A 25,169-nucleotide genomic window follows, 5' to 3' on the forward strand; every position below is an offset into this window, starting at 1 on the left:
ACGCACAGGGCGTCCCGGGCGCCGGAACCGACTGCGCCATGCATCCTGACAGAAACGAACAGGGGCCGTACATCCTGTTCCCGCGAAGCGGGAGAGGGCCGGGAAGGCTGCGGTGAATCTGGCAAGGCATGCGGATGGCCGCATAGTCTGCGCGGATTCTAGCATTGGATGGGGAAATGGTGTAAGGCGAAGGAAAAACGGGAAAAACAGAGGGAGGGGTGAAGCTACTGGGGGAGCCGAAGCTCCCCCCCAAGTAGGTGCGTGCTTTGTTTTTATTATGATTTCGGGCTTGTTGTTTTTGTTTGTCGACCCGTCCCTTGAGCCAGTCGCTTCAGGGATATCTCCCAGGCTGGGAGTTCAATAGCAAACGGATTGCTTTGGTCGCTGATGCTGCCATGATCGTCGAGCGATCCAACCAGTCTGTGCGCTGCCTCGAGGCAGTTTTATTCTTCTTCCGACTGGCTGCGGGACGGGTCCCGACAGCAACTCCTCTCCAAAAGAATCAGTTAGCTGCGCCTCCGCGATTTTGTTTTTGTTGTGCTGGAGTCGTTACGTGTTGTTTTTATTGTCTTCGTCGTTGCTTGTTATTGTTGTTGTGCCAATACATAAGCAGATGCCGTGCCAGTTTTTCGAAACCCAGTAAAATCAATGGGTTGAGGTTTTCGGTGGGTCGGCGGAGGGCACAAAAAAACCGGGTTCCCGTTACCGATGAACCCGGTTTCTGTTACGCGGTACGTCTGCGGTAACAGGTTGCAGGGTGTTACGAGTCGGCCGAGGCCCCTGATTTGCGTCGCGGAATGCCCAGGCGCTGGCGGCGTTCCCACAGGCATTTGCGGCTGATGCCCAGCTTGCGGGCCAGCTCGGTCTCGGTCATGTGGTCCTGGTGCTCGAGGACGAAGTGCTGGAAGTAGTCTTCCAGCGAAAGGTCCTCGGTGGGCTCGTGGTTGCTGGCCGCGGCGCCCGCCGGGCCGAGGCCGAGGTCGGCGGCGAAGTCGTCCTCGAGGTCGTCCAGCTCGATGTCGATACCCAGCAGGTCGGCGTGGATTTCCTGGCTCTCGCTGAGGATCACCGCCCGCTCGATGGCGTTTTCCAGCTCGCGCACGTTGCCCGGCCATGGGTAATGGCGGATCGCCTGTTCGGCGTCGTGGGCGAAGCTGAGTGGCGCGCGCCCCATCCGGGTGCACTGGCGAGCCAGAAAGGCGCGGGCGATCTCCATCACGTCGTTGCCACGCTCGCGCAGGGCGGGCAGCTTCAGCGAGATCACATGCAGGCGGTAATAGAGGTCTTCGCGGAATTGTCCGGTCTTGGCCAGGGTCTTCAGGTCGCGGTGGGTGGCGGCGATCAGGCGCACGTCGACCTTCTGCGATTGCACCGAGCCGACCCGGCGGATCTCGCCTTCCTGCAATACGCGCAGCAGGCGGGCCTGGGCCTCCAGCGGCAGTTCGCCGATCTCGTCGAGGAACAGGGTGCCGCCGTCGGCCGCTTCGACCAGCCCGGCGCGCCCGGCGCTGGCACCGGTGAAGGCGCCTTTTTCATGGCCGAACAGCTCGGATTCGATCAGGGTTTCCGGAATCGCCGCACAGTTCACCGAGATCAGCGGCGCCTTGGCGCGCTTCGACAGGTTGTGCAGGGCGCGGGCGACCAGTTCCTTGCCGGTGCCGGACTCGCCCTGGATCAGTACCGTGGAGTCGGTCGGCGCGACCTTGCGAATCTTGCTGTACAGCTCTTGCATCGGCGCACAGGAGCCGATGATGCCTATCTCGCCGTCGGCTGCCGCCGGGCTGGCGCCGCGCTCGCCGCCGGCCTTGCCGCCGTTGGCGGAGACCGGGGCCGCGCTGCGGTTCTCCTGGCGGTCCTTGAGGATGCGCGCCACGGCCTGGAGCATTTCGTCGTGGTCGAAAGGCTTGGCGATGTAGTCCACCGCGCCCATCTTCATCGAATCCACCGCCGAACGCAGGCTGGCGTAGCTGGTCATGATCAGCACCGGAATGCCTTCGGCGAGCTTGATCAGTTCGGTGCCGGGGGCGCCCGGCAGGCGCAGGTCGCTGACCACCATGTCGAAGGAGGGGATGGTGTAGCGCTCCTGGGCTTCCTGCACCGAGCCGGCTTCGCTGACCTGGTACTGGTTGCGCTCCAGCAGGCGTCGCAATGCAGATCGGATAATGGTTTCGTCTTCGACGATCAGAATATGTGCCATGTATTCAGCTCTCTCGACGTGCTCGTCTACAGCTCGGCCGTCGGGCCAGGGTGCCGCGGCAGGGTCACGCGGAAGCGGGTGCCGCCTTCTCGCTGGTGATCCGTCGGGCTCTCGATGGTTATCTGTCCATAATGCTCTTCCACGATCGAATAGACCAGTGCGAGGCCGAGCCCGGTCCCCTTGCCGGGGTCCTTGGTGGTGAAGAACGGTTCGAACAACTGGTCCATGATCGCCTTCGGAATGCCGCTGCCCTCGTCCTCGACGACCAGGTCCACGGTATGTTCCGAGGCTTCGCTGTGGACCCGGATCGCGCCGCCCGGCGGGCTGGCGTCGCGAGCATTGGAGAGCAGGTTGATCAGCACCTGGGCCAGGCGCTGCGAGTCGCCCTCGACCCAGTGCGCCGGATCGCAGAGGTTGAAGAACTCTACTTCGACGCTACGCCGGTTCAGCGACAGCAGTCCGATGGCTTCCTGGGCGACTTCGCTCAGGCACACCGGTTCCAGGGCCTGTAGGTGGCTGCCGGAGTGGGCGAAGCTCATCAACGACTGGACAATGCGCGATACGCGCTTGGTCTGGTCAAGGATCTGCTCGCTGATCTCGGTCAGCTCGCCGTCGCCTTCGCGTTCCTCGCGCAGGTTCTGCGCCAGGCAGGCGATGCCGGTGATCGGATTGCCGATCTCGTGGGCTACCCCGGCGGCAAGGCGGCCGATGGAAGCCAGGCGCTCGGAGTGGACCAGCTTGTCTTCCAGCAGTTGGGTTTCGGTGAGGTCTTCCACCAGTAGCACCAGGCCGCTGTTACCCGGCGCCAGGGGTTCCTCGATGGCCGCCTTGTGCAGGTTCAGCCAGCGGGTGTGGCCGTCGTAGACCAGGCGCTGTTTGTGCAGGTGCTCGTCGGGGGCGTCGATGAAACGTTCCAGCAGGCCCTTCCAGGGTTCGGGCAAGGCCGACAGGCGCGAACCGACGACCTTCTGCGCGCCGACCCCGGTGAGTTCCTCGATGGCGCGGTTCCACATCAGCACTTCTTGGTCCTTGGCCAGGGAGCAGACGCCCATCGGCAGGTCTTGCAGGGTCTGCCGGTGGTAGCGGCGCAGGGTGTCGAGTTCGGCAGCCAGGCCGGTCAGCCGGGAGTGATAGTCCTCCAGGCGGCTCTCGATGAAGTGGATGTCCTCGGTGACATAGCTTTCTTCGCTGGTCTTGTAGGGAAGGAAGGTCTCCACGATGTCCTGGGCGACACTGGGTCCCATCAGCCCGGAAAGGTTCGCCTCGATGCGGTCGCGCAAGCGACGCAGGGCATAGGGGCGACGTTCGTCGAAGGGCAGGTGGAGATCGCGCAGGGCCTGCTCGACCTCCTTCTGCGCGGTCTTGGCGCCCAGCGGCTTGGCCAACTGGCTGGCGAACTCCTGCGGCGAACCGGCGAACAGTTCGCGGCGTTGCGGACGGCGTACGTTGTCCACCGCGCAGGCCTCGGCGGCGCCTTTTTCCTCGTCGCTGGCCTCGGTGAACAGCGAGACCAGGGTGAACACCAGCACGTTGGCCGCCAGCGAGGACAGCGCCGCCAGGTGCCAGTTGGAGTCGTCCAGCACGTAGATCACGTCGAACAGCGGCAGGTACAGGCCCTGTACGTTCCCCATCAGGGGCAGCAGCATGGTGATCGCCCAGACCAGCATGCCGGCGATCAGCCCGGAGATGAAGCCGCGGCGGTTGGCGGTCGGCCAGTACAGCACCGAGAGGGCGCCGGGAAGGAATTGCAGGGTGGCGACGAAGGACACTATGCCCAGGTTGGAAAGGTCCTGTTCGGCGCCCAGCAGCAGGTAGAAGGCGTAGCTGGCCATGATGATGGCGACGATCAGCAGGCGCCGGGTCCATTTCAGCCAGCGGTAGATGTTGCCCTGCGCCGGCGGCTGGTAGAGCGGCAGCACCAGGTGGTTGAGGACCATTCCCGAGAGCGCCAGGGTCATCACGATGGTCAGCCCGCTGGCGGCGGAGATGCCGCCGATGAAGGCGGCCAGGGCCAGGGCCGGGCTGTCCACCGCCAGGCCGAGGCCGATGGTGTAGTACTCCGGTGTGGTCGAGGCGCCGAGGCGCAGCCCGGCCCAGAGGATCGGCGGTACCGCAAGGCTCATCAGCAGCAGGAACAGCGGCAGGCCCCAGCTGGCGGAAATCAGCGCGCGCGGGTTGAGGTTCTCGGTGAAGATCATGTGGAACATGTGCGGCATCACGATGGCCGCGGCGAAGAACACCAGCAGCAGCGTTCGCCATGGTCCCTCGGCCAGCGGCGTGTGCAGGGTGGTCAGCGCGGTCTGGTTCTGCAGCAGCCAGACTTCCAGGCCTTCCGGCCCGCCGAAGACGCCGTACAGGGCGTAGAGGCCGATACCGCCGAGCATCACCAGCTTGACCAGCGACTCGAAGGCGATGGCGAACACCAGTCCCTCGTGGCGTTCGCGGGTGGCGATGTGGCGAGCGCCGAAGAGGATCGCGAACAGGGTGATCAGGGTGCAGAAGACGAATGCGACCCGCTCCTGGGCCGGGTCGCGGGTGAGAATGCTGATCGAGTCGGTGACCGCCTGGATCTGCAGGGCCAGCATCGGCAGCACGCCGATCAGCATGAACAGCGTGGTCAGGGCGCCGGCCCAGGTACTGCGGAAACGGAAGGCGAAGAGGTCGGCCAGCGAGGACAGCTGGTAGGCGCGTGTCACCCGGAGGATCGGATAGAGCAGCACCGGGGCGAGCAGGAAGGCCCCGGAAATCCCCAGGTAGATGGCGAGGAACCCATAGCCGTACTGGTAGGCCAGGCCTACCGTGCCGTAGAACGCCCAGGCACTGGCGTAGACGCCCAGCGACAGGGTGTAGACCAGCGGGTGGCGTACCAGCCGGCGCGGCACGTAGCCGCGCTCGGTGATCCAGGCGATGCCGAAGAGGGTGGAGAGGTAGGCGACGCTGATCAGGATCAGCTGGGTCAGGCTAAAGCTCGTCAGCATCGCGCTGGCTCTGCAGGATGAAAGTGACCACGATGAGGATCAGCCACAGCAGGTACGGGCGGTACCAGGCGCCGTTGGGGTCGATCCACCAGTCCATGATGGCGGGGGAAAAGAGATAGATGCCCACGACCAGGAGCAGGACCAGTCGGTAGATGTACATGCCGCTTCCCTCATGCTTGGGCCGGCAGGCTACAGGCTGCGGGTGGGTGCCGGCAAGCCGCCGGGCGGGCTACAGGCGTTCCTCGGGAAGGGTAGCGCAGCGCGGGATGCGCGTGGCGTCCCAGTGCGCCACGCCCCAGGCCAGCGCCTCGCTGGCGCTGGCCTGGGCCAGTTCGGCCGGCGGCCGCTGGCCGAGCGCGCGCAGGGCGCGGGTCAGCGGCGCGGCGGCCTGCTCGGCGGGCAGTGGTGGGGAGCGGTAGGACTTGCCGAGCTTGTGCCCGTCCGGCTGGACGATCAGCGGCACGTGCAGGTAGCGCGGCTGGCTCAACCCCAGCAGTTCCTGGAGGTAAAGCTGGCGCGGGGTCGAGTCGAGCAGGTCGGCGCCGCGGACGATGTCGGTGATGCCCTGCCAGGCGTCGTCCAGCACCACCGCCAGTTGGTAGGCGTAGAGACCGTCGCGGCGCTGGATGACGAAATCGCCGACCTCGCGGCCGAGATGCTGGCGGACTTCGCCCTGCACGCGGTCGACGAAGCGATATTCCAGCTCCGGCACGCGCAGGCGGATCGCCGCATCCTCGCGGGCGTGCCCGGCGTCGCGGCAGAAGCCCGGGTAGATCCCGGCGAATCCCTCAAGCTGCTTGCGCGAGCAAGTGCAGGCGTAGGCCAGGCCGCTGCGCAGCAGTTGCTCGACCACTGCGGCGTAGGCCGGGAAGCGTTCGCTCTGCCGCTCCACCGCGCCGTCCCATTCGAAGCCGTAGCGCTCCAGGGTTTCCAGGATCGCCTGCTGGGCGCCCGGGACTTCGCGGGGCGGGTCGAGGTCCTCCATGCGCACCAGCCAGCGGCCGCCGACGGCACGCGCGTCCAGGTAGGAGGCGACGGCCGCCACCAGGGAACCGAAGTGCAGGTAGCCGCTGGGCGTCGGGGCGAAGCGGCCTACATAGGAAGAGCTCATGGCGCGGGCGGTGCGGCGGGGAACGGCGGAAACGAAACGGGGCGCCTTGGCGCCCCGTCGGTCCGGCTCAGGAGCCGAGTTGCTTCTCGCGGATTTCCGCGAGGGTCTTGCAGTCGATGCAGAGGGTCGCGGTGGGGCGCGCCTCCAGGCGACGGATGCCGATCTCGACGCCGCAGGAGTCGCACCAGCCGTACTCTTCGTCTTCGATCAGTTGCAGGGTCTCGTCGATCTTCTTGATCAGCTTGCGCTCGCGGTCGCGGGCGCGCAGTTCCAGGCTGAATTCTTCTTCCTGGCTGGCGCGGTCGGCCGGATCGGGGAAGTTGGCCGCTTCGTCCTGCATGTGATGCACGGTACGGTCGACCTCTTCCATCAGCTCCTGTTTCCATTTGTTCAGGATCGCGGTGAAGTGCGCGCGCATGCGCTCGCTCATGTACTCCTCGCCCTTGGTTTCCTGATAGGGTTCGAAGCCGCGGGTCATCTGCTGGCTGCTCTGTTGTTTTGCTTTGGTGGACATGAATGGCCGCCTCTCACTTTCGCTAATCCTGTCCGCGGCAGGGTTCCCTCGCCGGCTCTCCGGCCCCGCGGTCGCAAGCGGGCGAACTTACCAGAACGATAACCTTGGCGCTACTCCCGGTTGTCGAGGCTGGTGTCGCCCGCGTAATGGCTTGGTTAGAATCGGTTTTTCCTCGCAAAGTTCGGAATATCCATGGCTACCTCCTATAGCGCGCGCAGTCGGGCCATCGAGCCTTTCCATGTCATGGCCCTGCTGGCGCGGGCCAACGAGTTGCAGGCCGCCGGCCACGATGTGATCCACCTGGAGATCGGCGAGCCGGACTTCACCACGGCCGAGCCGATCGTCGAGGCCGGGCGCGCCGCCCTGGCCGCCGGGCATACCCGCTACACCGCCGCCCGCGGCCTGCCGGCGCTGCGCGAGGCGATCGCGAAATTCTACGGCGAACGCTACAGGGTCGACCTCGACCCGCAGCGCGTGCTGGTCACTCCGGGCGGTTCCGGAGCCCTGCTGCTGGCCAGCAGCTTGCTGGTCGACCCCGGCCGCCACTGGTTGCTCGCCGACCCGGGCTACCCGTGCAACAGGCATTTCCTGCGCCTGGTGGAAGGCGCCGCGCAACTGGTGCCGGTGGGGCCGGACAGCCGTTACCAACTGACGCCGGATCTCATCGAGCGACACTGGGATTCAGACAGTGTAGGCGCTCTGGTGGCGACGCCGGCGAATCCGACCGGGACCCTGCTCGATCGCGACGAACTGGCCGGCCTGTCGGGCGCCTTGAAGGCCCGCGGCGGGCACCTGGTGGTGGACGAGATCTATCACGGCCTGACCTATGGCGTGGACGCCGCCTCGGTGCTGGAAGTCGACGACGACGCTTTCGTCCTGAATAGTTTTTCCAAGTATTTCGGCATGACCGGCTGGCGCCTGGGCTGGCTGGTGGCGCCGGCAGCGGCGGTGCCTGAGCTGGAGAAGCTGGCGCAGAACCTCTACATCAGCGCGCCGAGCATGGCCCAGCAGGCCGCGCTGGCCTGTTTCGAGCCGAGCACCATCGCCATTCTCGAAGAGCGTCGCGAAGAGTTCGCCCGCCGTCGCGACTTCCTCCTGCCGGCCCTGCGCGAGCTGGGTTTCGGGATCGCCGTGGAGCCGGAAGGCGCCTTCTATCTCTACGCCGATATCAGTGCGTTCGGCGGCGATGCCTACGCCTTCTGCAAGCACTTCATCGAGACCGAGCACGTGGCCTTCACCCCGGGGCTGGATTTCGGCCGCCACCAGGCCGGCCACCACGTGCGTTTCGCCTATACCCAGAACCTGCCGCGCCTGCAGGAAGCGGTGGAGCGGATCGCCCGCGGCCTGAAGAACTGGCGGCCCTGATGCGTTTCGAGCAGCCACTGGAAGAAGGCCGCCTGCTGCGTCGCTACAAGCGTTTCCTCGCCGATATCGAGAGCGCCGGCGGCGAGCGCCTGACCATCCACTGTCCGAATACCGGTTCGATGCTCAATTGCATGAGCGAAGGCTGCCGGGTCTGGTTCAGCCGCTCCAACGACCCCAAGCGCAAGCTGCCGGGGACCTGGGAGCTGAGCGAGACCCCGCAGGGCCGCCTGGCCTGCGTCAACACGGCGCGGGCCAACCGCCTGGTAGAGGAGGCGCTGCTGGCCGGGGACATCGCGGAGCTTGCCGGTTTCACCGCTCTGCGCCGGGAAGTGGCCTACGGCGTGGAGAACAGTCGCGCCGACTTTCGCCTGGAATACCCCACGGGCGCACTGTTCATCGAGGTGAAGAGCGTCACCCTGGGCTTCGACGAAACCGCCGTGGCGGCCTTTCCCGACGCGGTGACGCTGCGCGGCGCCAAGCACCTGCGCGAACTGGCGGCGCTGGCGCGGGAGGGGATCCGCGCGGTGCAGCTGTACTGCGTGAACCTTTCCGGGGTCGAGGCGGTGCGCCCCGCCGACGAGATCGATCCAGCCTATGGCAAGGCGTTGCGCGAGGCGGCGCAAGCGGGCGTCGAGGTGCTGGCCTATGGCGCCGAGGTGACGACGGAAGGATTGCACCTGGCGCGGCGCCTCCCGGTGCGACTCTGAGGCACAGCCGCGCCGTGGGGCGCGGCCACTCTCAGCGGCGTTCGAGCAGGACGCCGCTTTCCATGTGGTGGGTGTAGGGGAACTGGTCGAACAGCGCGCAGCGGCTGATCCGGTGCGTGTCGTGCAGTTGAGCGATGTTCTGCGCCAGGGTTTCCGGGTTGCACGAAATGTACAGGATGCGCTCGAAGCGCCGGGTCAGCTCGCAGGTGTCCGGATCCATGCCGGCTCGTGGCGGATCGACGAAGACATTGCCGAAGGCGTAGCTCTTCAGATCGATGTCGGCCAGGCGGCGGAACGGGCGAACCTCGTTCAGCGCCTGGGTCAGCTCTTCGGCCGACAGGCGCACCAGGCTGACGTTGTCCACCGCGTTGTCGGCCAGGTTGGCCAGCGCCGCATTGACCGAGGATTTGCTGATCTCGGTGGCCAGCACCTTGCGTACCCGGGTGGCCAGGGGCAGGGTGAAGTTGCCGTTGCCGCAGTACAGTTCGAGCAGGTCGTCGTCGCGCTGGCCGAGCGCCTCGTAGGCCCAGCCGAGCATCTTCTGGTTGACCTCGCCGTTGGGCTGGGTGAAAGCCCCCTCGGGCTGGCGGTAGCGGAAGCGCCGGCCGGCGACCGACAGTTCCTCCTCCACATAGTCGCGTCCGACGACGATACGCTTGCCGCGCGAACGCCCGACCAGGTTCACGCCCAGTTCCGCCGCGAGCTTTTCCGCTGCCTGTCGCCAGGCGTCGTCGATCGGCCGGTGGTAGCAGAGGGTGATCAGCGCGTCGCCGGCCAGGGTGGTGAGAAACTCCACCTGGAACAGCTTGAAGCCCAGCGCCGGGTCGGCCCAGGCCGCCTTCAGGCGCGGCATCAGTTCGTTGATGCGGCGGCTGGCGATGGGGAAATCCTCGATCAGGATCGGCGTGTGCTTGTCGCCCTGCTCGAACATCGCGTAGTGACGCTTCTCGTTGCCGGTTTCCCGCCACAGGCGGAATTCGGCGCGCAGCCGGTAATGCTCTCGCGGCGACTCGAAGACCTCCGGCGCGGGTGCCGCGAACGGGGCCAGCAATCCGGCGAGGCGGGACTTCTTGTCTTCCAGTTGCGCGGCGTAGGCGCTGGGGTCGAACTGTGGACGGCTCATGCGTTGAAGAAGCCCAGCTTGATCACGAACAGGACGGAGAGGATCACCAGCGCCGGGTTCAGTTCGCGCCAGCGCCCGGACAGCACCTTGATCGCGGTCCAGGATATGAAGCCGAAGGCGATGCCGGTGGCGATCGAATAGGTGAACGGCATGGCCAGCGCGGTGACGACCACCGGCGCGGCGACGGTGATGTCTTCCCAGTCGATCTCTGCCAGGCCCGAGGCCATCAGTACGGCGACGAAGAGCAGCGCCGGGGCGGTGGCGAAGGCCGGTACGCTGCCGGCCAGCGGGGCGAAGAACAGCGCGAGGAGGAACAGGATGGCGACGACGATGGCGGTCAGGCCGGTGCGGCCGCCGGCGCTGACGCCTGCGGCGGACTCGATGTAGCTGGTGGTGGTCGAGGTGCCCAGCAGCGAGCCGCCCATGGCGGCGGTACTGTCGGCGATCAGCGCGCGGCCCATCTTCGGCATGTGGCCGTCCTTGCCCATCAGTCCGGCGCGCTTGGCGACGCCGATCAGGGTGCCGGAGTTGTCGAACAGGTCGACGAAGAGGAAGGCGAAGATCACGCTGACCAGGCCGATGTCCAGCGCGCCCTTGATGTCCAGTTGGAGGAAGGTCGGTGCCAGCGACGGCGGCATCGAGACCACGCCGCCGAACTGGGTCACGCCGAGCAGGATGGCGATGGCGGTGACCACCAGGATACCGATCAGCACCGCGCCGGTGACGCTACGCGCCTCCAGGGCGACAATCAGGATGAAGCCGAGGGTGGCGAGGATCGGTGCCGGCTTGGTCAGGTCGCCCATGCCGATCAGGGTTGCCGGGTTGTCCACCACGATGCCGGCGTTCTGCAGGGCGATCAGTGCGAGGAACAGGCCGATGCCGGCGGCGATCGCCGAGCGCAGCGGCAGGGGGATGCTGTTGATGATCCATTCGCGGATGCGGAAGATCGACAGCAGGAAGAACATGGTGGCGGAAATGAACACTGCGCCCAACGCGACCTGCCAGCTGTGGCCCATGTGCAGCACCACGGTGTAGGTGAAGAAGGCGTTGAGGCCCATGCCGGGGGCCAGGGCGATCGGGTAGTTGGCGATCAGGCCCATGATGGTCGAGCCGATGGCCGCTGCCAGGCAGGTGGCGACGAACACCGCGCCCTTGTCCATGCCGGTCTCGCCGAGGATGCTCGGGTTGACGAAGAGGATGTAGGCCATGGTCAGGAAGGTGGTGATCCCCGCCAGGATCTCGGTGCGCACCGTGGTGTTGTGCGCCTTTAGTTGAAACAGCTTTTCCAGCATGTTGGATTCCCCTGAATGTGCTCTGCAACGATCCCCATGGCGCCAGCAGAAGTGGCCGGCCGCGGAGCCGGCCGCCGACCAGGGAAAACCGAATTTCCGCGTGGCGGGCGTTGCATCGCTGTCTCGTCGGCGCGGTATCGCGAACGATCCCGGCAGACGGCTGAGTCCCGAAAATGCGCGAGCCGCATGAAACGACCCACGCACGCCAGGGGCCTCGCGGCGGCCTGCGTGGGGTTCATACGGCTCGAAAAGGCGCGCATCATACCAGTTCGCGGGAGAGGGGTGAATTTCCGCCAGTCTAGTCGATCGTCGCCTCGCGGAAGGCCCTGCTCGCCCGCCCGGCGCGGGCGGCGTTAACATAGGCGTTGGCGTCCGGACGGACGCTCCGCTCAGGTTTTCTGCAGTACCTCATCATGAAACGCTCGAAACTCGCACTCCTTCCGCTGGGCCTGGCGCTGCTGCTGGCCGCCTGCGCCAGCGATCCGCTGCCGATCCCGCAGCACAGCTTCGGGGTCTATGCCGCCGCCAGCACGCCTTCCGCCGCGTTCCGCACCCTGGCCGACCCGCAGGGCAAGGCCATGCTGGTGGCGCTGAAGCCCAGCCTGACCCAGGCTGACGTACTCCGCGCCGAGGTCCTGTACGACCAGAACGGTCGACCCGGCGTCGAAGTCACCTTCACCGAACCGGCCGCCCGCCGCCTGGCCGCGCTGACCGGCGAGGCCCGGGGGCGCACTCTCGCGGTACTGGTGGACGGGCGCCTGCGCCTGGCGCCGCGGGTGCGCGAGCCGATCCGCAACGGCAAGGTCTATCTCGACGGGTTGGCTTCGGCCTACGAGGCCAGGGAACTGGCCGATCAGTTGAATGCGCTGGGAAGCCAGCCGGGGCGCTAAGCGCCCGGCTGGCGGCGAGGCTCAGAGCGTCTGGGCCTTGAAGGTATCGCAACTGGCCGGCGAGCCGCTCTCGAAGCCGGTCTTGAACCAGCGCATGCGTTGCGCCGAGGAGCCATGGGTGAAGGAATCCGGCACCACCATGCCGCGGCCCTGGCGTTGCAGGCGATCGTCGCCGATGGCGTTGGCGGCGTTCAGGGCTTCCTCGATGTCGCCCGGCTCCAGCCAGTTCAGCCGCTGCTGTGCACGGTTGGCCCAGACCCCGGCGAAGCAGTCCGCCTGCAGTTCCTGGCGTACCGACAGGCCGTTGGCGCCCTCCATGCGCGCGCCGCGCTGGCGGGCAGCGTTGATCTTGGCCGAGATGCCCATCAGGTTCTGCACGTGGTGGCCGACCTCGTGGGCGATCACATAGGCCTGGGCGAAGTCGCCGGCGGCGGAGAAGCGCTGTTCCATCTCGCGGAAGAACTCCAGGTCGAGGTAGACCCGGCGGTCGGCCGGACAGTAGAACGGCCCGGTGGCCGACGAGGCGAAGCCGCAGGCGGAATTCACCCCATTGCTGAACAGCACCAGCTTGGGCTGTTGGTATTGTGCCTGGCCGCTGGCGAAGATCTGTTCCCAGGTGTCCTCGGTGTCGCCGAGGATCGAGCGGACGAACTCGCTCTGCTCGTCGTTGGCCGCCGGGGCCCGACCGCCGGCCTGCTGCTGGGTGGCCGGCGCCGGGCTGTCCATCTGGCCGAGCAGCGACCCGAGGATCTGCATCGGGTCCTGGCCCATCAGCAGGCCGACCACCACCACGATGGCCACCCCACCCAGGCTGAGGCCCTTGCCGCCGATGCGCATGCCGCCACCGCCGCCTGCGCCTCCTTCGCCCCGGGCATCAATCACGTTGTCACTGCGTCGTCCTTTGCGCCAGAGCATGGCGGTTCTCCTGTACGTTTCGCTTCTTCAGTGTTGTCGTCGTCCGCCGCCAGCGCCACCCCGACCGTCAGGCCGAGGTCAGCAGCTCGGCGCGGGCGAGCAGTTGGACGTGGCCGCCGACCCTTACGCTACCGTCTGTCGCGACCTGGACGTCGAGCCGGCTCGGCCGCTCGAGGAAGCGTCCCTGGTGCAGGACGAAGGGTTCGCCGCGCGCGGCAAGCCCGTATTCCACCAGGTAGGCGGCGACCGGACCGGCAGCGCTGCCGGTAGCCACGTCTTCCACCAGCCCCAGGCTGTCCCAGGTGCGGCCCTCGCGCCCGTCGACGTCGAGCAGATAGACAAACGCCGCGCCGAGTTTATCCAGGGCTTCTTGCAAATCGTTGACCTGACGGGCTCGACCCAGTGCCTCGGCGGTCACCGGCAGGAGCAGGTAGGGCAGGCCGGTGCTCACCACCCGCGGCGGATGCCCGGACAGGTCGTTGGCCGATAGCGAGAAGGCTTCGGCGAACCAGCGGCAGGTCCCGGCGTCCGGGGTGGCGCCGAATTCGGCGCGGCCCTGGTCCATCTCGGCGTAGAAACCGCTGCCCGCCCGCACGCTGCGCAGGGCCAGCGACTTGCTGGCCAGGTGCAGCGTCCAGTGCTGTTCGTTGTCGCCGCCGCGCAGGTGATGGAGCAGGGCGGCGGCGCCGAGCAGCGGGTGGCCGGCGAACGGCAGTTCTTCCTCCAGGGTGAAGATCCGTGCGCGGAAGGCCCGTGGGTCGTCGCCCGGCAGCAGGAAGATCGACTCGAACTGGCGCAGTTCGCGGGTCCAGGCCTGCATGGCGGCGTCATCGAGGGCGCTGGCGTCGTCGAACACGGCCAGGCCGTTGCCGGTGAGCGGACGCTCGGCGAACACATCGAGTTGCCAGTAGCGTCGGGACATGGGCCTTTTCCTGTGAAATGGAATGAAAAACGCGAGGGGGGACTCGACAAGCAGCCTATCGGCCTTTATGTTCGCCGACAAGAAAGCGCCTGGCTGGTGCTTTCCAGGCCGCCGCAGCGGCCGGCGTCGCTCGGACGGTTCCGGGCGCTTACGTTACTCCGAGGACAGCATGGCTGAATCACGCCCTGCGCGCCGTTTCGCGCGCATCGACCGCCTTCCCCCCTACGTTTTCAATATCACCGCCGAACTGAAGATGGCCGCTCGTCGCCGTGGCGAGGACATCATCGACCTGAGCATGGGCAATCCCGACGGGCCGACCCCGCCGCATATCGTCGAGAAGCTCTGCACCGTCGCCCAGCGCGAAGACACCCATGGCTACTCCACCTCGCGCGGCATCCCGCGCCTGCGCCGGGCCATCTCGCACTGGTACCGCGACCGCTACGACGTGCAGATCGACCCGGAAAGCGAAGCCATCGTCACCATCGGCTCCAAGGAAGGCCTGGCGCACCTGATGCTGGCGACCCTCGACCATGGCGACACCATCCTCGTGCCCAACCCGAGCTATCCGATCCATATCTACGGTGCGGTGATCGCCGGCGCCCAGGTGCGCTCGGTGCCGCTGGTGCCGGGCATCGATTTCTTCAACGAGCTGGAACGGGCGATCCGTGAATCGATTCCCAAGCCACGCATGATGATTCTCGGCTTCCCCTCCAACCCGACCGCGCAGTGCGTCGAGCTGGACTTCTTCGAGCGCGTGGTGGCGCTGGCCAAGCAGTACGACGTGATGGTCGTGCACGACCTGGCCTATGCCGACATCGTCTACGACGGCTGGAAAGCGCCGTCGATCATGCAGGTGCCGGGCGCCAAGGACATCGCCGTGGAGTTCTTCACCCTGTCGAAGAGCTACAACATGGCCGGCTGGCGGATCGGCTTCATGGTCGGCAATCCCGAGCTGGTCTCGGCCCTGGCGCGGATCAAGAGCTACCACGACTACGGCACCTTCACGCCCCTGCAGGTGGCGGCCATCGCCGCTCTGGAAGGCGACCAGCAGTGCGTCCGCGATATCGCCCGGCAGTACCAGCAGCGCCGCGACGTCCTGGTGAAGGGGCTGCGCGAGGCCGGCTGGATGGTGGAGAACCCGAAGGCCTCGATGTACGTCTGGGCGAAGATCCCCGAGCCCTACGCGCATCTGGGCTCGCTGGAGTTCGCCAAGAAGCTGTTGCAGGACGCCAAGGTCTCGGTGTCGCCGGGGATCGGCTTCGGCGACTACGGCGACGATCATGTGCGTTTCGCCCTGATCGAGAACCGCGACCGCCTGCGCCAGGCGGTGCGCGGGATCAAGTCGATGTTCCGCGCCGACGGGCTGCTGTCGCCGCAGAAGAAGGTCGATAGCCTGGCGGAGTGATCCTCACGCCCTGCTACAAGGAAAAACGCCGTTTCCCCTGGGGGAAACGGCGTTTTCGTTAGCGTCCCGGGTACTCCGCCAGTACCGAGGCCTGGCCGCTCCTGGTCAGGCCGACGACCTGGTAGGCGTCCTGGCGGTCGCCCATTTCCATGCCCGGCGAGCCGACCGGCATGCCCGGTACGGCGGCGCCGACCAGGTCGGCACGTTCGCGCAGCTTGAGGATGTCGGCTGCCGGCACGTGGCCTTCGACGAACTTGCCGTCGATCACTCCGGTATGACAGGAGCCCATGCTGTAGGGCACGCCGAGGCGGCTCTTGACTGCGCTCATGTCTGCTTCCACATGGTCGGTGACCTTGAAACCGTTGGCTTCGAGGTGCTTGATCCAGTCCTTGCAGCAGCCGCAGTTGGCGTCGCGGTGGACGTCGATGGCCAGCGGTTCGGCGGCCTGGACCAGGGAACCGTGGAGCAGGGTGGCGGCCAGGACGGCCAGGGGTGCGAAGCGGCGCATGGGATTCTCCTTGCTGCGAGCGAATGCCGGGAGCATACCGCTGGCACCCGCCGCCACCCAGCCGGTGAGCTGTATCCACTTGTGACGAAGCGATGCGCTGCCCGCCGCGCCGGGTTGCCGTTGGGCAGGGACGGATTGTCGCAGCGAACTCGTCGGCGCGGTTTGGGTCTGCTGTCCTTAGGGTTGCCGGGGCGTTCGCCGCCGGTGTCGAACTGACCGCTGGGGGCAACAGGCCCGAGGAGAAAGGGGATGCTCTTCGCCCGTTTGGTTTTGCTGGTTCAGGCGCTGGTATGGGGCGCGCTGGGAGTGCTGTACTGGGTGCGTCCCTACGAGATGGCCAATCTCAGTGGCATGCTGCTGATGGAGCCTTCGGCGGTCAGCGATGCGCGGGTGTTCTATGGCGGCCATCAGTTCGCCCTGGCGTTGTTCCTGCTGTTCGCCCTGCGCCGGGCTTCGCTGGTGCAGCCGGCGTTGATCCTGGTAGTGCTGCTGCAATCGATCCTGACCCTGTCGCGGCTATTGATTGCCTGGATCGAGGGCGGGATGGAGGCCGACGGCAACCTGTTCGGCTTGCTGTTCCGCGGCGCAATGGCTGCCCTGGGGATCGCCGCCCTGTGGTGGCTGCAACGGCGGCCGCCCCGGCTGTCGGCACCCGGCGAGAGCGCCGAGCGTCGCGAGGACGACTTCGACGGCCTGTGACATTCAAGGTTGACTGCGACTCGGGAAGTCCTTCAGCAACTGCGCGACGCCGCGGTCGAACGCTTCCTGGGTCAGCGCCGGATCGTGCAGTTGGCGGCTCAGCACGCTTTCCAGAAGGACCCTGCCGTTGCTTTCATCAAGGATGCGCAGCGCCAGCCTGGCCTCGGTGTCTTCGGTCAGTTGGGTCTGGGTGAAGACGCCATCCTGGGTGATCACCGGGCGCATTTCCAGGCCCGGCTGGCGTTGCAGGCCGAGGGCGTAGATCACCCGCAGGTCGCCGTGTTCCGCCTGGTAGCGATAGCCCTTGGCCTCCAGGGCGCGGCGCACGGCCGTATCGAAACGCTCCTCGAAGTCGATGCGGTGCCCCTCGGCGCGTACCGCCTGGATGAAGAAAGTCCGGTAATCCGCCGCTGTTACGCCAGGGGCGAGCCGTACGGGGCCCGGTTCATTGCGGCAGGCATAGAGCAGCAGGCCGAACAGGAGCAGCAGGACGAAGCGCAGGCTGAATCGGCGCATGGCGCGTTCCTTCCTCTTTTTCATCTTTGTGCCGCAAGCCTAGCCGTTGCCTCGCGGCTTGCCGCCCATCCCCCGTTGGGTCAGTCGTCCAGCTCCACCCAGAGGCCTTCGGCGTCTTCCCGGCAGGGCAGGGCGCGCAAGCGCTCGCCAGCGCAGGGGCCGGCGACGCACTCGCCGGACTCGATGAGGAACAGCGCGCCGTGGCTGGCGCAACGGATCAGGCTGGCGCTGTCGTCGAGGAAGGCATCGGGCTGCCACTCCAACGGGATGCCGCGATGCGGGCAGCGGTTCAGGTAGATGTAGGCGCGGCCGTCGCGACGCACCGCGAACAGCCGCCGCTCATCGACGAGGAAGCCGCGGCTGTTGCCTTCGGCGAGATGGGAAGAGGGACACAGGTGGATCATGGGCGCTCCGTTTGCCGGGATCATTATCCCTGATCCGGAGGACGGCTTTCACCTGTGGCATGGAAAGCGCCCGGCATGGCCAGGCGCTGGGTATGGGGGCACTTCCGTGTGCGAAGGGGTAACGGGTCAGATGTCCCAGACCAGGTTGACCGCGAAATTGCGGCCTGGCTGGGACAGTCGGTCGATGTTGGCCGGGGCCAGCGCCGAAGCCTCGCCGACGCTGTCGTAGCCGCGCACGTCATCCCACAGCCAGTATTTCTTGTCGGTCAGGTTGTAGAGACCGGCGTTGAGGGTCAGGTCCTTGCTCAGCCTGTAGTAGGCGCTGAGGTCGAGGACGCCGAAGCCCGGGGTCTTGAACTGGCTGGCGGTGCCATCCGGGGTGTGGAAGGTGCTGTCGTCGACGCGATCCTTGCGTTTGACCAGGGTCCAGCTGAGCAGCCCGCCGTAGTTGCCGTCTGCTTCGTCGTAGCCCAGGCCGAACACTCCGGTGAGTGGGTTGACGCTGTTGATCGGCTCGCCGTTGTCCTTGTTGCGACCGTAGGCGTAGGCCACGCTGCCCTGGGTGTAGAGTCCCTGCGGCGCGCCGAAGGCGCCCAGCTCCAGGCGGCCCTTGAGCTCGACGCCCTTGATCACCGCACGCTCGATGTTGTTGGACTGGAAGGTCTGGCCGTTGCCGCCGGTGCTATCGGTATTCAGGGCGTCTTCGTCGATGAAGTCGCGATATTTGTTGTAGAACACCGCCACGCCGAAGCTGCCTTCGTCGAACTTGCCGCGCAGCCCGGTCTCGAAGCTCTGGCTCTTTTCCGGCTTGAGGTTGGGGTTAGGCTCGATGTGGTAGCCCGCCTGCAGGTTCTCGAATCGACCGTACAGCGCCTTGGCGGTGGGCGTGCGGAAGCCCTGGGCGTATTGGCCGTACCAGGTGTAGTGCTGGGCGAAGTCGTAGGTCACGCCGAACTTGGGCGAAACCCGGTGCCATTTCTTGTCCGACTCGTCGACCGCGGTGTTCTGGCTCTGCTTCATGGTGCGCAGGAACTCGTCGGTGATGTGCGGCTCCATGCGCGTGTAGTCGTAACGCAGGCCGGGAGTGAAGGTCCAGTCGTTCCAGCTGATGTTGTCCTGGGCGAACAGGGCGTAGGTCTTCACCGTCGGATCGGGAAAGTCGCTGCTGCGCTCCAGGGCATCGCGCGGACTGTCCGCGCCGGTGTCCAGGTTGGTGCCGGTGCCGCTGCGCATGCCGGTGACCTTCTGGTGCTTGAGATTGATCCCGTAGCTCAGCAGGTGCTCGGTCTCGCCGATGGCGAAGCTCTTGTCCAACTGGCTGTCGAAGACCCACAGGCGTTCCTTGTAGGTAGTGTCGCGGGTGCGCAGGACCTTGCGGGTGATCGGGTAGTAGAACTCGCGGGTCGCCTGGTCGGTCTTCGCCAACTGGTAGTTCAGGCTCCACTGGATGCGATCGGCGACCGGGCTGTCGAGCAGGAAATGGTGCTCCAGGCCGTAGCGCTCGCGAGTCAGGGTGTCGTTGCCCTTGCGCCACTGGTACATGCCGCCCGGCAGCATGCTCGGCGGGATGGCTGGCTTGCCCTTGTCGTACGGGCCGCCATAGGCGCTCTTCTGGTCGGTATCGACGTCGCTCTTGTACTTCTCGAAGACCAGCCCGAAGCGGCTACCCTCGGCGTAGTTCCAGCCCAGCTTGCCGAGCAGGCTGTAGCTGTCGGCGTCTTCCGGGTTGGCTTCGCTGCGCGAGAGCCCGGTGCCGCCGTGGCCGCCGTTGGATTCGGTCTCGTGGCCCTGGCGGTAGCCATAATGCAGCAGGCCGTCGAAGTCGTCGGCGCGGCCGGCGACGGTGGCCGAGGTCAGCCAGGAGTGGCTGGCCGACTCGTAGCCGGCCTTCAGCCGGGCGCCGACGTCCTTGCCGTCCTTGATGATGTCCGACGGGTCGAGGGTGAAGTAGCTCACCGCGCCGCCGATGGCGTTGCTGCCGTATAGCGCCGAGGCCGGGCCGCGAAGGATTTCCACGCGCTTTACTATGTCCGGATCGACGTAGTTGCGGTGGGTCTGCGCGTAGGGGCCGCTGAAGAAGTCGTTGGGCAGTTCGACCCCGTCGATCTGCGTAAGGATGCGGTTCCCGTCGATGCCGCGGATGTTGTAGCCGGTGATCCCGGCACGCTGGCCGGCGCCGCCGACCGAGACTCCCGGTTCGTAGCGCACCAGTTCCTTGATGTTGTTGACGTTCTGCCGGTCCAGTTGTTCGCGGGTCTGCACGCTGACGGTGCTTGGCACCGAATCCACTGCCTGCTCGGTACGGGTGGCGGTGATGGTGGTCGGGGTCAGCGGGACGGCGTTCCCCGCCAGGGCCAGGGAAGGGCTGAGCAACAGCAGGGCCAGGCAGGGGCGCAGGGCGAAGGGCGGGGAGAGCGGCATGTGGGACTCCTTGGGTCGGGCCGGTGGCGAATAGCCAGGGGGACGTCGGGCGCACAAGGTACTGCCAGAAAAACGCTAATGCAAATAATTATCAAATGGATTCAGATATGCGTTTTGTGGCAAAGTTCACCTGTTTTTGCGCGTAGCGCGACCGAACCGGATATGCCCGAGGAACCGTCGATGAGCAGCACTCCCAGCCTTTCCCATTCCCCTGCCGAGCTTTACCGCGCCTGGCAGGACCTGCGCGCCGAGCGACCGCAGCTACGCGCGCGCGACGCCGCCGCGCTGTTGCAGGTCAGCGAAGGCGAGCTGGTCGCCAGCCGGGTCGGCATCGATGCCGTGCGCCTGCGGCCGGACTGGGCCGCCTTGCTGCCGGCGCTCGGCGAACTGGGGCCGATCATGGCGCTGACCCGCAACGAGCATTGCGTCCACGAACGCAAGGGGCCGTATCGCGAAGTGACGGTCTCTGCCAATGGGCAGATGGGCCTGGTGGTCTCGCCGGATATCGACCTGCGCCTGTTCCTGGGGGGTTGGAACGCCGTCTTCGCCATTGCCGAGGAGACATCGCGGGGTACCCAGCGCAGCATCCAGGTGTTCGACCAGCAGGGCGTGGCGGTGCACAAGGTGTTCCTTACCGAGGCCAGCGATGTCCGCGCCTGGGAACCGCTGGTCGAGCGCCTGCGGGCTGCCGAGCAGGATGCCGTGCTGGCCCTGCGCGAACCCCGCGCGCCGGCTGCTTCGCTCGTCGATGCGCAGATCGATGCCGCCGCCTTGCGCGAAGGCTGGGCCGCGTTGAAGGACACCCATCATTTCCACGCCCTGCTGAAGAAGCATGGCGCGCAGCGCACCCAGGCGCTGCGCCTGGCTGGCGGCGAATGGGCCGAGCGCCTGGACAATGGCGAGCTGGCGAAACTCTTCGAAGCGGCGGCCGAAAGCGGATTGCCGATCATGGTGTTCGTCGGCAACGCCCACTGCATCCAGATCCATACCGGGCCAGTGTGCAACCTGAAGTGGCTGGACGACTGGTTCAACGTGCTCGATCCGGAATTCAACCTGCACTTGAAGACCACCGGCATCGCCGAACTTTGGCGGGTGCGCAAGCCGAGCACCGATGGCATCGTAACCAGTTGGGAGGCCTTCGACGCCGACGGCGAACTGATCGTGCAACTGTTCGGCGCGCGCAAGCCCGGCGAGCCCGAGCGCGACGACTGGCGCGAACTGGCCGAATCCTTCAAGGCGCTCTGAGGAGAGATCATGCGTATCGATCGACTATTCAACGGGTTGGCGCTGGGCATCCTGCTCGGCACCGGCATGGCCCAGGCCGCCGAGCTGCCGCAACGCTGGGTGAGCGCGGGCGGCTCGCTGAGCGAATGGGTGGTGGCGCTGGGCGGCGAGAGCAAGCTGGTCGGGGTGGACACCACCAGCCAGCATCCGCAGGCGCTGAAACAGTTGCCGAGCGTCGGCTACCAGCGCCAACTGGCTGCCGAGGGCGTGCTGGCGTTGCGTCCGGATATCCTCATCGGCACCGAGGAAATGGGGCCTCCGCCGGTACTCAAGCAGCTCGAAGGCGCCGGCGTGCGAGTCGAGACCCTCTCCGCCAAGCCGGATCTGGAGGCACTGGAAAGCAATCTGAAGAAGCTCGGCGACTGGCTCGGCGTGCCCCAGCGCGCCGAGGCCGCCGAACTTGACTATCGCCAGCGGCTGCGGCGCCAGGCGGACTGGATCGTGGCCGCGCAGAAGAGCCAGCCGGCCCCGGGCGTCCTGCTGGTGATCGGCAATGCCGGCGGTCAGTTGCTGGTAGCCGGGCGCAATACCGGCGGCGATTGGGTCCTGAACCGAGCCGGAGCACGCAACCTGGCTACCCATGAGGGTTACAAGCCGATCTCGGTGGAAGCCCTGGCAGCGCTCGATCCGGTCGCGGTGGTGATCGCCGACCGCAGCCTCGAAGGTGATGCGGCGCGTGCCGCGCTGCTCAAGCAGAACCCCGGGCTCGCCGCGACCCGCGCGGCGCGTGACGGACGTCTGCTGGTGCTGGACCCGACGCTCCTGGTGGGCGGCCTCGGTCCGCGCCTGCCGGATGGCCTGGCGGCTCTCTCCGCAGCCTTTTATCCTTCCGCGAAACCGCTGAGTACGGAAGCCGCCCATTGAAATCGGTTGTTCGTCCCCGCGCACTGTTCGGTGCGCTGGGGATTTCGCTCGTGTTGGTCCTCTGGTTGTCCCTCGCCCTCGGTCCCGTCAGCCTGCCGCTGGGCGATACCCTGCGCGCCGCGCTGCGCCTGGCCGGGCTGCCGCTCGATGGAACGGGCCTGGCCCAGGCGGAAATGATCCTCGGCCAGATCCGCCTGCCGCGGACCCTGCTCGGCCTGGCCGTGGGCGCGGTGCTGGCGCTGTCCGGGGTGGCGATGCAGGGCCTGTTCCGCAACCCGCTGGCCGATCCAGGGCTGGTCGGGGTGTCCAGCGGCGCGGCCCTCGGCGCGGCGCTGGCCATCGTATTCGGCGCCTCGCTGGGTGGCTTGCCGGCGTTCCTCGCGCCCTACCTGCTGTCGCTGTGCGCCTTCGGCGGCGGCCTGGGGGTGACCTGGCTGGTCTATCGACTTGGCCGCCGCGATGGCCAGACCAGCGTGGCCACCATGTTGCTGGCAGGGATCGCCTTGACCGCGCTGTCCGGCGCGGTGATCGGACTGTTTACCTATCTCGCCGATGACGCCACCTTGCGTACCCTGACCTTCTGGAACCTGGGCAGCCTGAACGGCGCCAGCTACCCACGACTCTGGCCGCTGCTGCTGGTGGCGCTGCTGGTGGCCTGCTGGCTACCGCGCCGGGCAGATGCGCTGAACGCACTGCTGCTCGGCGAGTCCGAGGCCCGTCACCTGGGCTTCGACGTCGAGCGATTGAAGGCCGAACTGGTGCTTTGCACTGCCCTCGGCGTCGGCGCCGCAGTGGCGGCGGCGGGGATGATCGGCTTCATCGGCCTGGTGGTGCCGCACCTGATCCGTCTGGTTGCCGGTCCGGATCATCGGACGTTGCTGCCGGCCTCGATGATGGCCGGCGCCATTCTCCTGCTGCTTGCCGACCTGCTGGCGCGCCTGGCGCTGGCTCCGGCGGAGTTGCCGATCGGCATCGTCACGGCACTGATCGGCGCGCCGTTCTTCCTTTATCTGCTATTGCGGGGGCGGGCCTGATGCTGCGCGTGGAGAACCTGTCCATCCGCCGTGGCGGAAAGACTGTACTGGAAGGCCTCGAGCTGGAGCTGCGGCCTGGCGAGATGCTCGGCGTACTCGGCCCCAACGGCGCTGGCAAGAGCACCTTGCTTGGCGCTCTCTGTGGCGAACTGGAGCCGGCCGAAGGGCTGGTGCTGCTCGACGAGCGCGGCCTCGACGACTGGCCGGGCGTCGCTCGCGCGCAGCGCCTGGCGGTGCTGCCGCAGAGTTCGTCGCTGGGCTTCGCCTTTCCGGTGGAGGCGGTGGTCGGCTTCGGTCGGCTGCCCCATTCCAGCGGCCGCGAGCGCGATGTGCAGATCGTCGCTGAGGCCTTGGCGGCGGCCGACGCCAGCCATCTGGCCGGGCGCAGCTACCTGGCGCTGTCCGGCGGCGAACGCCAGCGCGTGCACCTGGCGCGGGTGCTGGCGCAGCTGTGGCCGGGCGAGCCGGGGCAGGTGCTGCTGCTCGACGAACCGACTTCGGCGCTCGACCCGCTGCACCAGCACACTACCCTGCAGGCGGTGCATGATTTCGCCCGCCGTGGTGCCTCGGTGCTGGTGATCCTCCACGATCTCAACCTGGCCGCGCGCTATTGCGACCGCCTGCTGCTGTTGCAGAATGGTCGCCCGCACCTGCTCGGTACGCCCGAGGAAGTCCTGCGCCCCGAGCCGTTGCGCGCGGTGTTCGGCCTCGAGGTCCTGGTCCAGCGTCATCCCGAGCGAGGTCATCCGCTGATCGTCGCCCGTTGAAGGAGTCGCCATGCGCATTCGCCTGTTCGCTTTCTGTCTGCTGCTGGGCGGCTGCCAGTCCCAACTGCCGCCGCTGCCTGATTGGCAGAGCCCGGAAGGGCGCGACGATCCGCAGACGGGACGAATCGTCGAATTGCGCAGCGGCGTGACGCTGAGCCCGCAGCAACTGGTCGCACGCCTGGCGGCCGCGCCGCGAGTGATCGTCGGCGAGAAGCACGACAATCCCGATCATCATGCCGTGGAACTGTGGCTGGCGCAGGCCCTGGGCGAATATCGGGCGCAGGGCAGCCTGCTGCTGGAAATGCTCGATCCCGGCCAGCAACCACGGGTGGATGCGGTCCGCGTACAACTCGGGACCGGCAAGCCGGTGGCGAACCTGGAGCAGGCCCTGGACTGGCAGAAAGGTTGGGACTGGACGCAGTACGGACCCCTGGTGTCCTGGGCGGTTGCGCAACCCGCGCCGTTGCTGGCGGCGAACCTCCAGCGGAGCGAGATCATGCGCATCTACAGGGAGCGTCCGCCGCTTCCCGGAACGGCCTCCAGGCGTGACAGCGTGCGCCTGCCGCTGCTTGCGCAGATTCGCGAATCCCACTGCGGCATGCTTCCCGACGATCAATTGCCGGCGATGCTCGCCGTCCAGCAGCAACGCGACCGCCGCATGGCCGAGCGTCTTCTCGATGCGCCGCGGCCGGCGATGCTCGTCGCCGGCAGCTTCCACGCCCGGCGCGACCTCGGCGTACCGGTCCACCTGCGCGACCTTGGTGCGGAGAAGGGCACGCAGGTACTGATGCTGGTCGAGGCCGGGCAGGCGGTAACGACGCGTGAGGCCGACTACGCCTGGTACACGCCGGCACAGCCGGACAAGGACTATTGCGCGGAGATGAAGAAGGCACGTTGAAGGAAGGGCGCGAGGCCTGGAGCCGCGTATCGCGCTACGTTTTCGCGGGCAAAAAAAGACCCGGCAAAGTGCCGGGTCGAAACCGTGATTAGCCTGATGAGGAGATAATCTGAAGAGTCCGACTGCTTGGTCTCTCAGCTTACCTGCTGGCCTCGCGACCAGTTGGTGTAATAATAACTATTCTCATTATCAGGTCAAGCCGGTTCTCATTCATTCCATCGCCAGCCGATGAACGGTCGTCTCCGGCCGAATCGCAGGCAAAAAAAGACCCGGCAAAGTGCCGGGTCAAAAACCGTGATTAGCCTGATGAGGAGATAATCTGAAGAGTCCGACTGCGTGGGTCTCTCAGCTTACC

23 protein-coding genes are annotated in these 25,169 nt (G+C 66.6%); 10 read left to right on the forward strand and 13 right to left on the reverse strand.

Annotated elements, in window-relative coordinates; genetic code table 11:
- Positions 1-760: 760 nt before the first annotated feature.
- The 5 genes from cbrB to dksA form a co-directional block, all read right to left on the reverse strand.
- Positions 761-2,197, reverse strand: a complete 1,437-nt coding sequence (gene cbrB, locus HMPREF2924_RS11735; protein WP_003095138.1) for a two-component system response regulator CbrB — start codon at positions 2,195-2,197, stop codon at positions 761-763.
- 26 nt (positions 2,198-2,223) lie between these two features.
- Positions 2,224-5,175, reverse strand: a complete 2,952-nt coding sequence (gene cbrA, locus HMPREF2924_RS11740) for a two-component system sensor histidine kinase CbrA (RefSeq protein WP_003135222.1) — start codon at positions 5,173-5,175, stop codon at positions 2,224-2,226.
- Positions 5,159-5,335: a hypothetical protein gene (locus HMPREF2924_RS11745; protein WP_003095129.1), complete on the reverse strand. Its 177-nt coding sequence runs from the start codon at positions 5,333-5,335 to the stop codon at positions 5,159-5,161. The genes cbrA and HMPREF2924_RS11745 overlap by 17 nt, the downstream gene beginning before the upstream one ends.
- 69 nt (positions 5,336-5,404) lie before the next feature.
- Positions 5,405-6,286 (reverse strand): tRNA glutamyl-Q(34) synthetase GluQRS, encoded by an 882-nt coding sequence (gene gluQRS, locus HMPREF2924_RS11750; protein ID WP_003135219.1) that lies wholly within the window; start codon positions 6,284-6,286, stop codon positions 5,405-5,407.
- Positions 6,287-6,353: 67 nt separating this feature from the next.
- The gene (gene dksA / locus HMPREF2924_RS11755; protein WP_003095122.1) at positions 6,354-6,800 is read right to left on the reverse strand and encodes an RNA polymerase-binding protein DksA; all 447 of its coding nucleotides are present in this window, start codon (positions 6,798-6,800) and stop codon (positions 6,354-6,356) included.
- Positions 6,801-6,992: 192 nt separating this feature from the next.
- Between dksA and HMPREF2924_RS11760 the strand changes: the two genes are divergently transcribed.
- Together HMPREF2924_RS11760 and sfsA are read left to right on the forward strand one after the other, a co-directional pair.
- Positions 6,993-8,165, forward strand: coding sequence for a pyridoxal phosphate-dependent aminotransferase (locus HMPREF2924_RS11760; protein ID WP_003135217.1), 1,173 nt, complete (start codon positions 6,993-6,995; stop codon positions 8,163-8,165).
- Positions 8,165-8,872, forward strand: a complete 708-nt coding sequence (sfsA, locus tag HMPREF2924_RS11765) for a DNA/RNA nuclease SfsA (protein WP_003100180.1) — start codon at positions 8,165-8,167, stop codon at positions 8,870-8,872. The genes HMPREF2924_RS11760 and sfsA overlap by 1 nt, the downstream gene beginning before the upstream one ends.
- A gap of 31 nt (positions 8,873-8,903) precedes the next feature.
- On the opposite strand, the gene trmA is transcribed toward sfsA, so the two are convergent.
- Entirely contained in the window at positions 8,904-9,995 is a 1,092-nt protein-coding gene (trmA, locus tag HMPREF2924_RS11770; protein ID WP_003135215.1) for a tRNA (uridine(54)-C5)-methyltransferase TrmA, read from the reverse strand.
- On the reverse strand, positions 9,992-11,287 hold the full coding sequence (locus tag HMPREF2924_RS11775; protein ID WP_003095114.1) for an NCS2 family permease: 1,296 nt from the start codon (positions 11,285-11,287) through the stop codon (positions 9,992-9,994). Before HMPREF2924_RS11775 ends, trmA begins: the two co-directional genes overlap by 4 nt.
- A 413-nt stretch (positions 11,288-11,700) precedes the next feature.
- On the opposite strand from HMPREF2924_RS11775, the gene HMPREF2924_RS11780 reads away from it, so the two are divergent.
- The gene (locus HMPREF2924_RS11780; RefSeq protein ID WP_003135214.1) at positions 11,701-12,177 is read left to right on the forward strand and encodes a SecDF P1 head subdomain-containing protein; all 477 of its coding nucleotides are present in this window, start codon (positions 11,701-11,703) and stop codon (positions 12,175-12,177) included.
- A gap of 21 nt (positions 12,178-12,198) precedes the next feature.
- Here the strand turns inward: HMPREF2924_RS11780 and HMPREF2924_RS11785 are convergent, their stop codons facing one another.
- Positions 12,199-13,092, reverse strand: a complete 894-nt coding sequence (locus HMPREF2924_RS11785; RefSeq protein ID WP_003095112.1) for a KPN_02809 family neutral zinc metallopeptidase — start codon at positions 13,090-13,092, stop codon at positions 12,199-12,201.
- 67 nt (positions 13,093-13,159) lie between these two features.
- The gene (locus HMPREF2924_RS11790) at positions 13,160-14,014 is read right to left on the reverse strand and encodes a PhzF family phenazine biosynthesis protein (RefSeq protein WP_003135210.1); all 855 of its coding nucleotides are present in this window, start codon (positions 14,012-14,014) and stop codon (positions 13,160-13,162) included.
- 169 nt (positions 14,015-14,183) lie between these two features.
- On the opposite strand from HMPREF2924_RS11790, the gene alaC reads away from it, so the two are divergent.
- A complete protein-coding gene (gene alaC, locus HMPREF2924_RS11795; protein ID WP_003111172.1) occupies positions 14,184-15,419 on the forward strand; it encodes an alanine transaminase in 1,236 nt (411 codons plus the stop codon).
- 58 nt (positions 15,420-15,477) lie between these two features.
- On the opposite strand, the gene HMPREF2924_RS11800 is transcribed toward alaC, so the two are convergent.
- Entirely contained in the window at positions 15,478-15,927 is a 450-nt protein-coding gene (locus HMPREF2924_RS11800; RefSeq protein ID WP_003095106.1) for a DUF411 domain-containing protein, read from the reverse strand.
- Between the two features lie 249 nt (positions 15,928-16,176).
- Here HMPREF2924_RS11800 and HMPREF2924_RS11805 point away from each other — a divergent pair, with 249 nt between their 5' ends.
- Positions 16,177-16,626 carry a DUF4345 family protein gene (locus HMPREF2924_RS11805; protein ID WP_003095105.1) on the forward strand — a complete coding sequence of 150 codons (450 nt, stop codon included), beginning with the start codon at positions 16,177-16,179 and terminating at the stop codon, positions 16,624-16,626.
- 3 nt (positions 16,627-16,629) lie between these two features.
- Here HMPREF2924_RS11805 and HMPREF2924_RS11810 read toward each other — a convergent pair whose 3' ends face one another.
- The 3 genes from HMPREF2924_RS11810 to phuR all read right to left on the reverse strand — a co-directional run bounded on the left by HMPREF2924_RS11810 (position 16,630) and on the right by phuR (position 19,967).
- Entirely contained in the window at positions 16,630-17,142 is a 513-nt protein-coding gene (locus tag HMPREF2924_RS11810) for a DUF4136 domain-containing protein (RefSeq protein WP_003095104.1), read from the reverse strand.
- Between the two features lie 80 nt (positions 17,143-17,222).
- Complete coding sequence (locus HMPREF2924_RS11815) at positions 17,223-17,570, reverse strand: Rieske (2Fe-2S) protein (protein ID WP_003121065.1); 348 nt, start codon at positions 17,568-17,570, stop codon at positions 17,223-17,225.
- Positions 17,571-17,672: 102 nt separating this feature from the next.
- Complete coding sequence (phuR, locus tag HMPREF2924_RS11820) at positions 17,673-19,967, reverse strand: heme/hemoglobin uptake receptor PhuR (protein WP_003135207.1); 2,295 nt, start codon at positions 19,965-19,967, stop codon at positions 17,673-17,675.
- 180 nt (positions 19,968-20,147) lie between these two features.
- Between phuR and HMPREF2924_RS11825 the strand changes: the two genes are divergently transcribed.
- Genes HMPREF2924_RS11825 through HMPREF2924_RS11845 form a run of 5 tightly spaced genes read left to right on the forward strand, consistent with a single transcriptional unit; the run spans position 20,148 to position 24,814 of the window.
- Positions 20,148-21,212, forward strand: coding sequence for a hemin-degrading factor (locus HMPREF2924_RS11825; RefSeq protein ID WP_003135206.1), 1,065 nt, complete (start codon positions 20,148-20,150; stop codon positions 21,210-21,212).
- A 9-nt stretch (positions 21,213-21,221) separates the two neighbouring features.
- The gene (locus tag HMPREF2924_RS11830; RefSeq protein WP_003135205.1) at positions 21,222-22,115 is read left to right on the forward strand and encodes a hemin ABC transporter substrate-binding protein; all 894 of its coding nucleotides are present in this window, start codon (positions 21,222-21,224) and stop codon (positions 22,113-22,115) included.
- A gap of 50 nt (positions 22,116-22,165) precedes the next feature.
- Positions 22,166-23,149, forward strand: coding sequence for a FecCD family ABC transporter permease (locus HMPREF2924_RS11835; protein WP_003121063.1), 984 nt, complete (start codon positions 22,166-22,168; stop codon positions 23,147-23,149).
- On the forward strand, positions 23,149-23,916 hold the full coding sequence (locus HMPREF2924_RS11840) for a heme ABC transporter ATP-binding protein (RefSeq protein ID WP_003095098.1): 768 nt from the start codon (positions 23,149-23,151) through the stop codon (positions 23,914-23,916). The genes HMPREF2924_RS11835 and HMPREF2924_RS11840 overlap by 1 nt, the downstream gene beginning before the upstream one ends.
- Before the next feature lie 10 nt (positions 23,917-23,926).
- Positions 23,927-24,814 carry a ChaN family lipoprotein gene (locus tag HMPREF2924_RS11845; RefSeq protein WP_003135204.1) on the forward strand — a complete coding sequence of 296 codons (888 nt, stop codon included), beginning with the start codon at positions 23,927-23,929 and terminating at the stop codon, positions 24,812-24,814.
- The last annotated feature ends 355 nt before the right edge of the window (positions 24,815-25,169 follow it).

Origin of the sequence: Pseudomonas sp. HMSC063H08 (assembly GCF_001813645.1) — a bacterium.
Lineage (GTDB): Bacteria > Pseudomonadota > Gammaproteobacteria > Pseudomonadales > Pseudomonadaceae > Pseudomonas > Pseudomonas aeruginosa.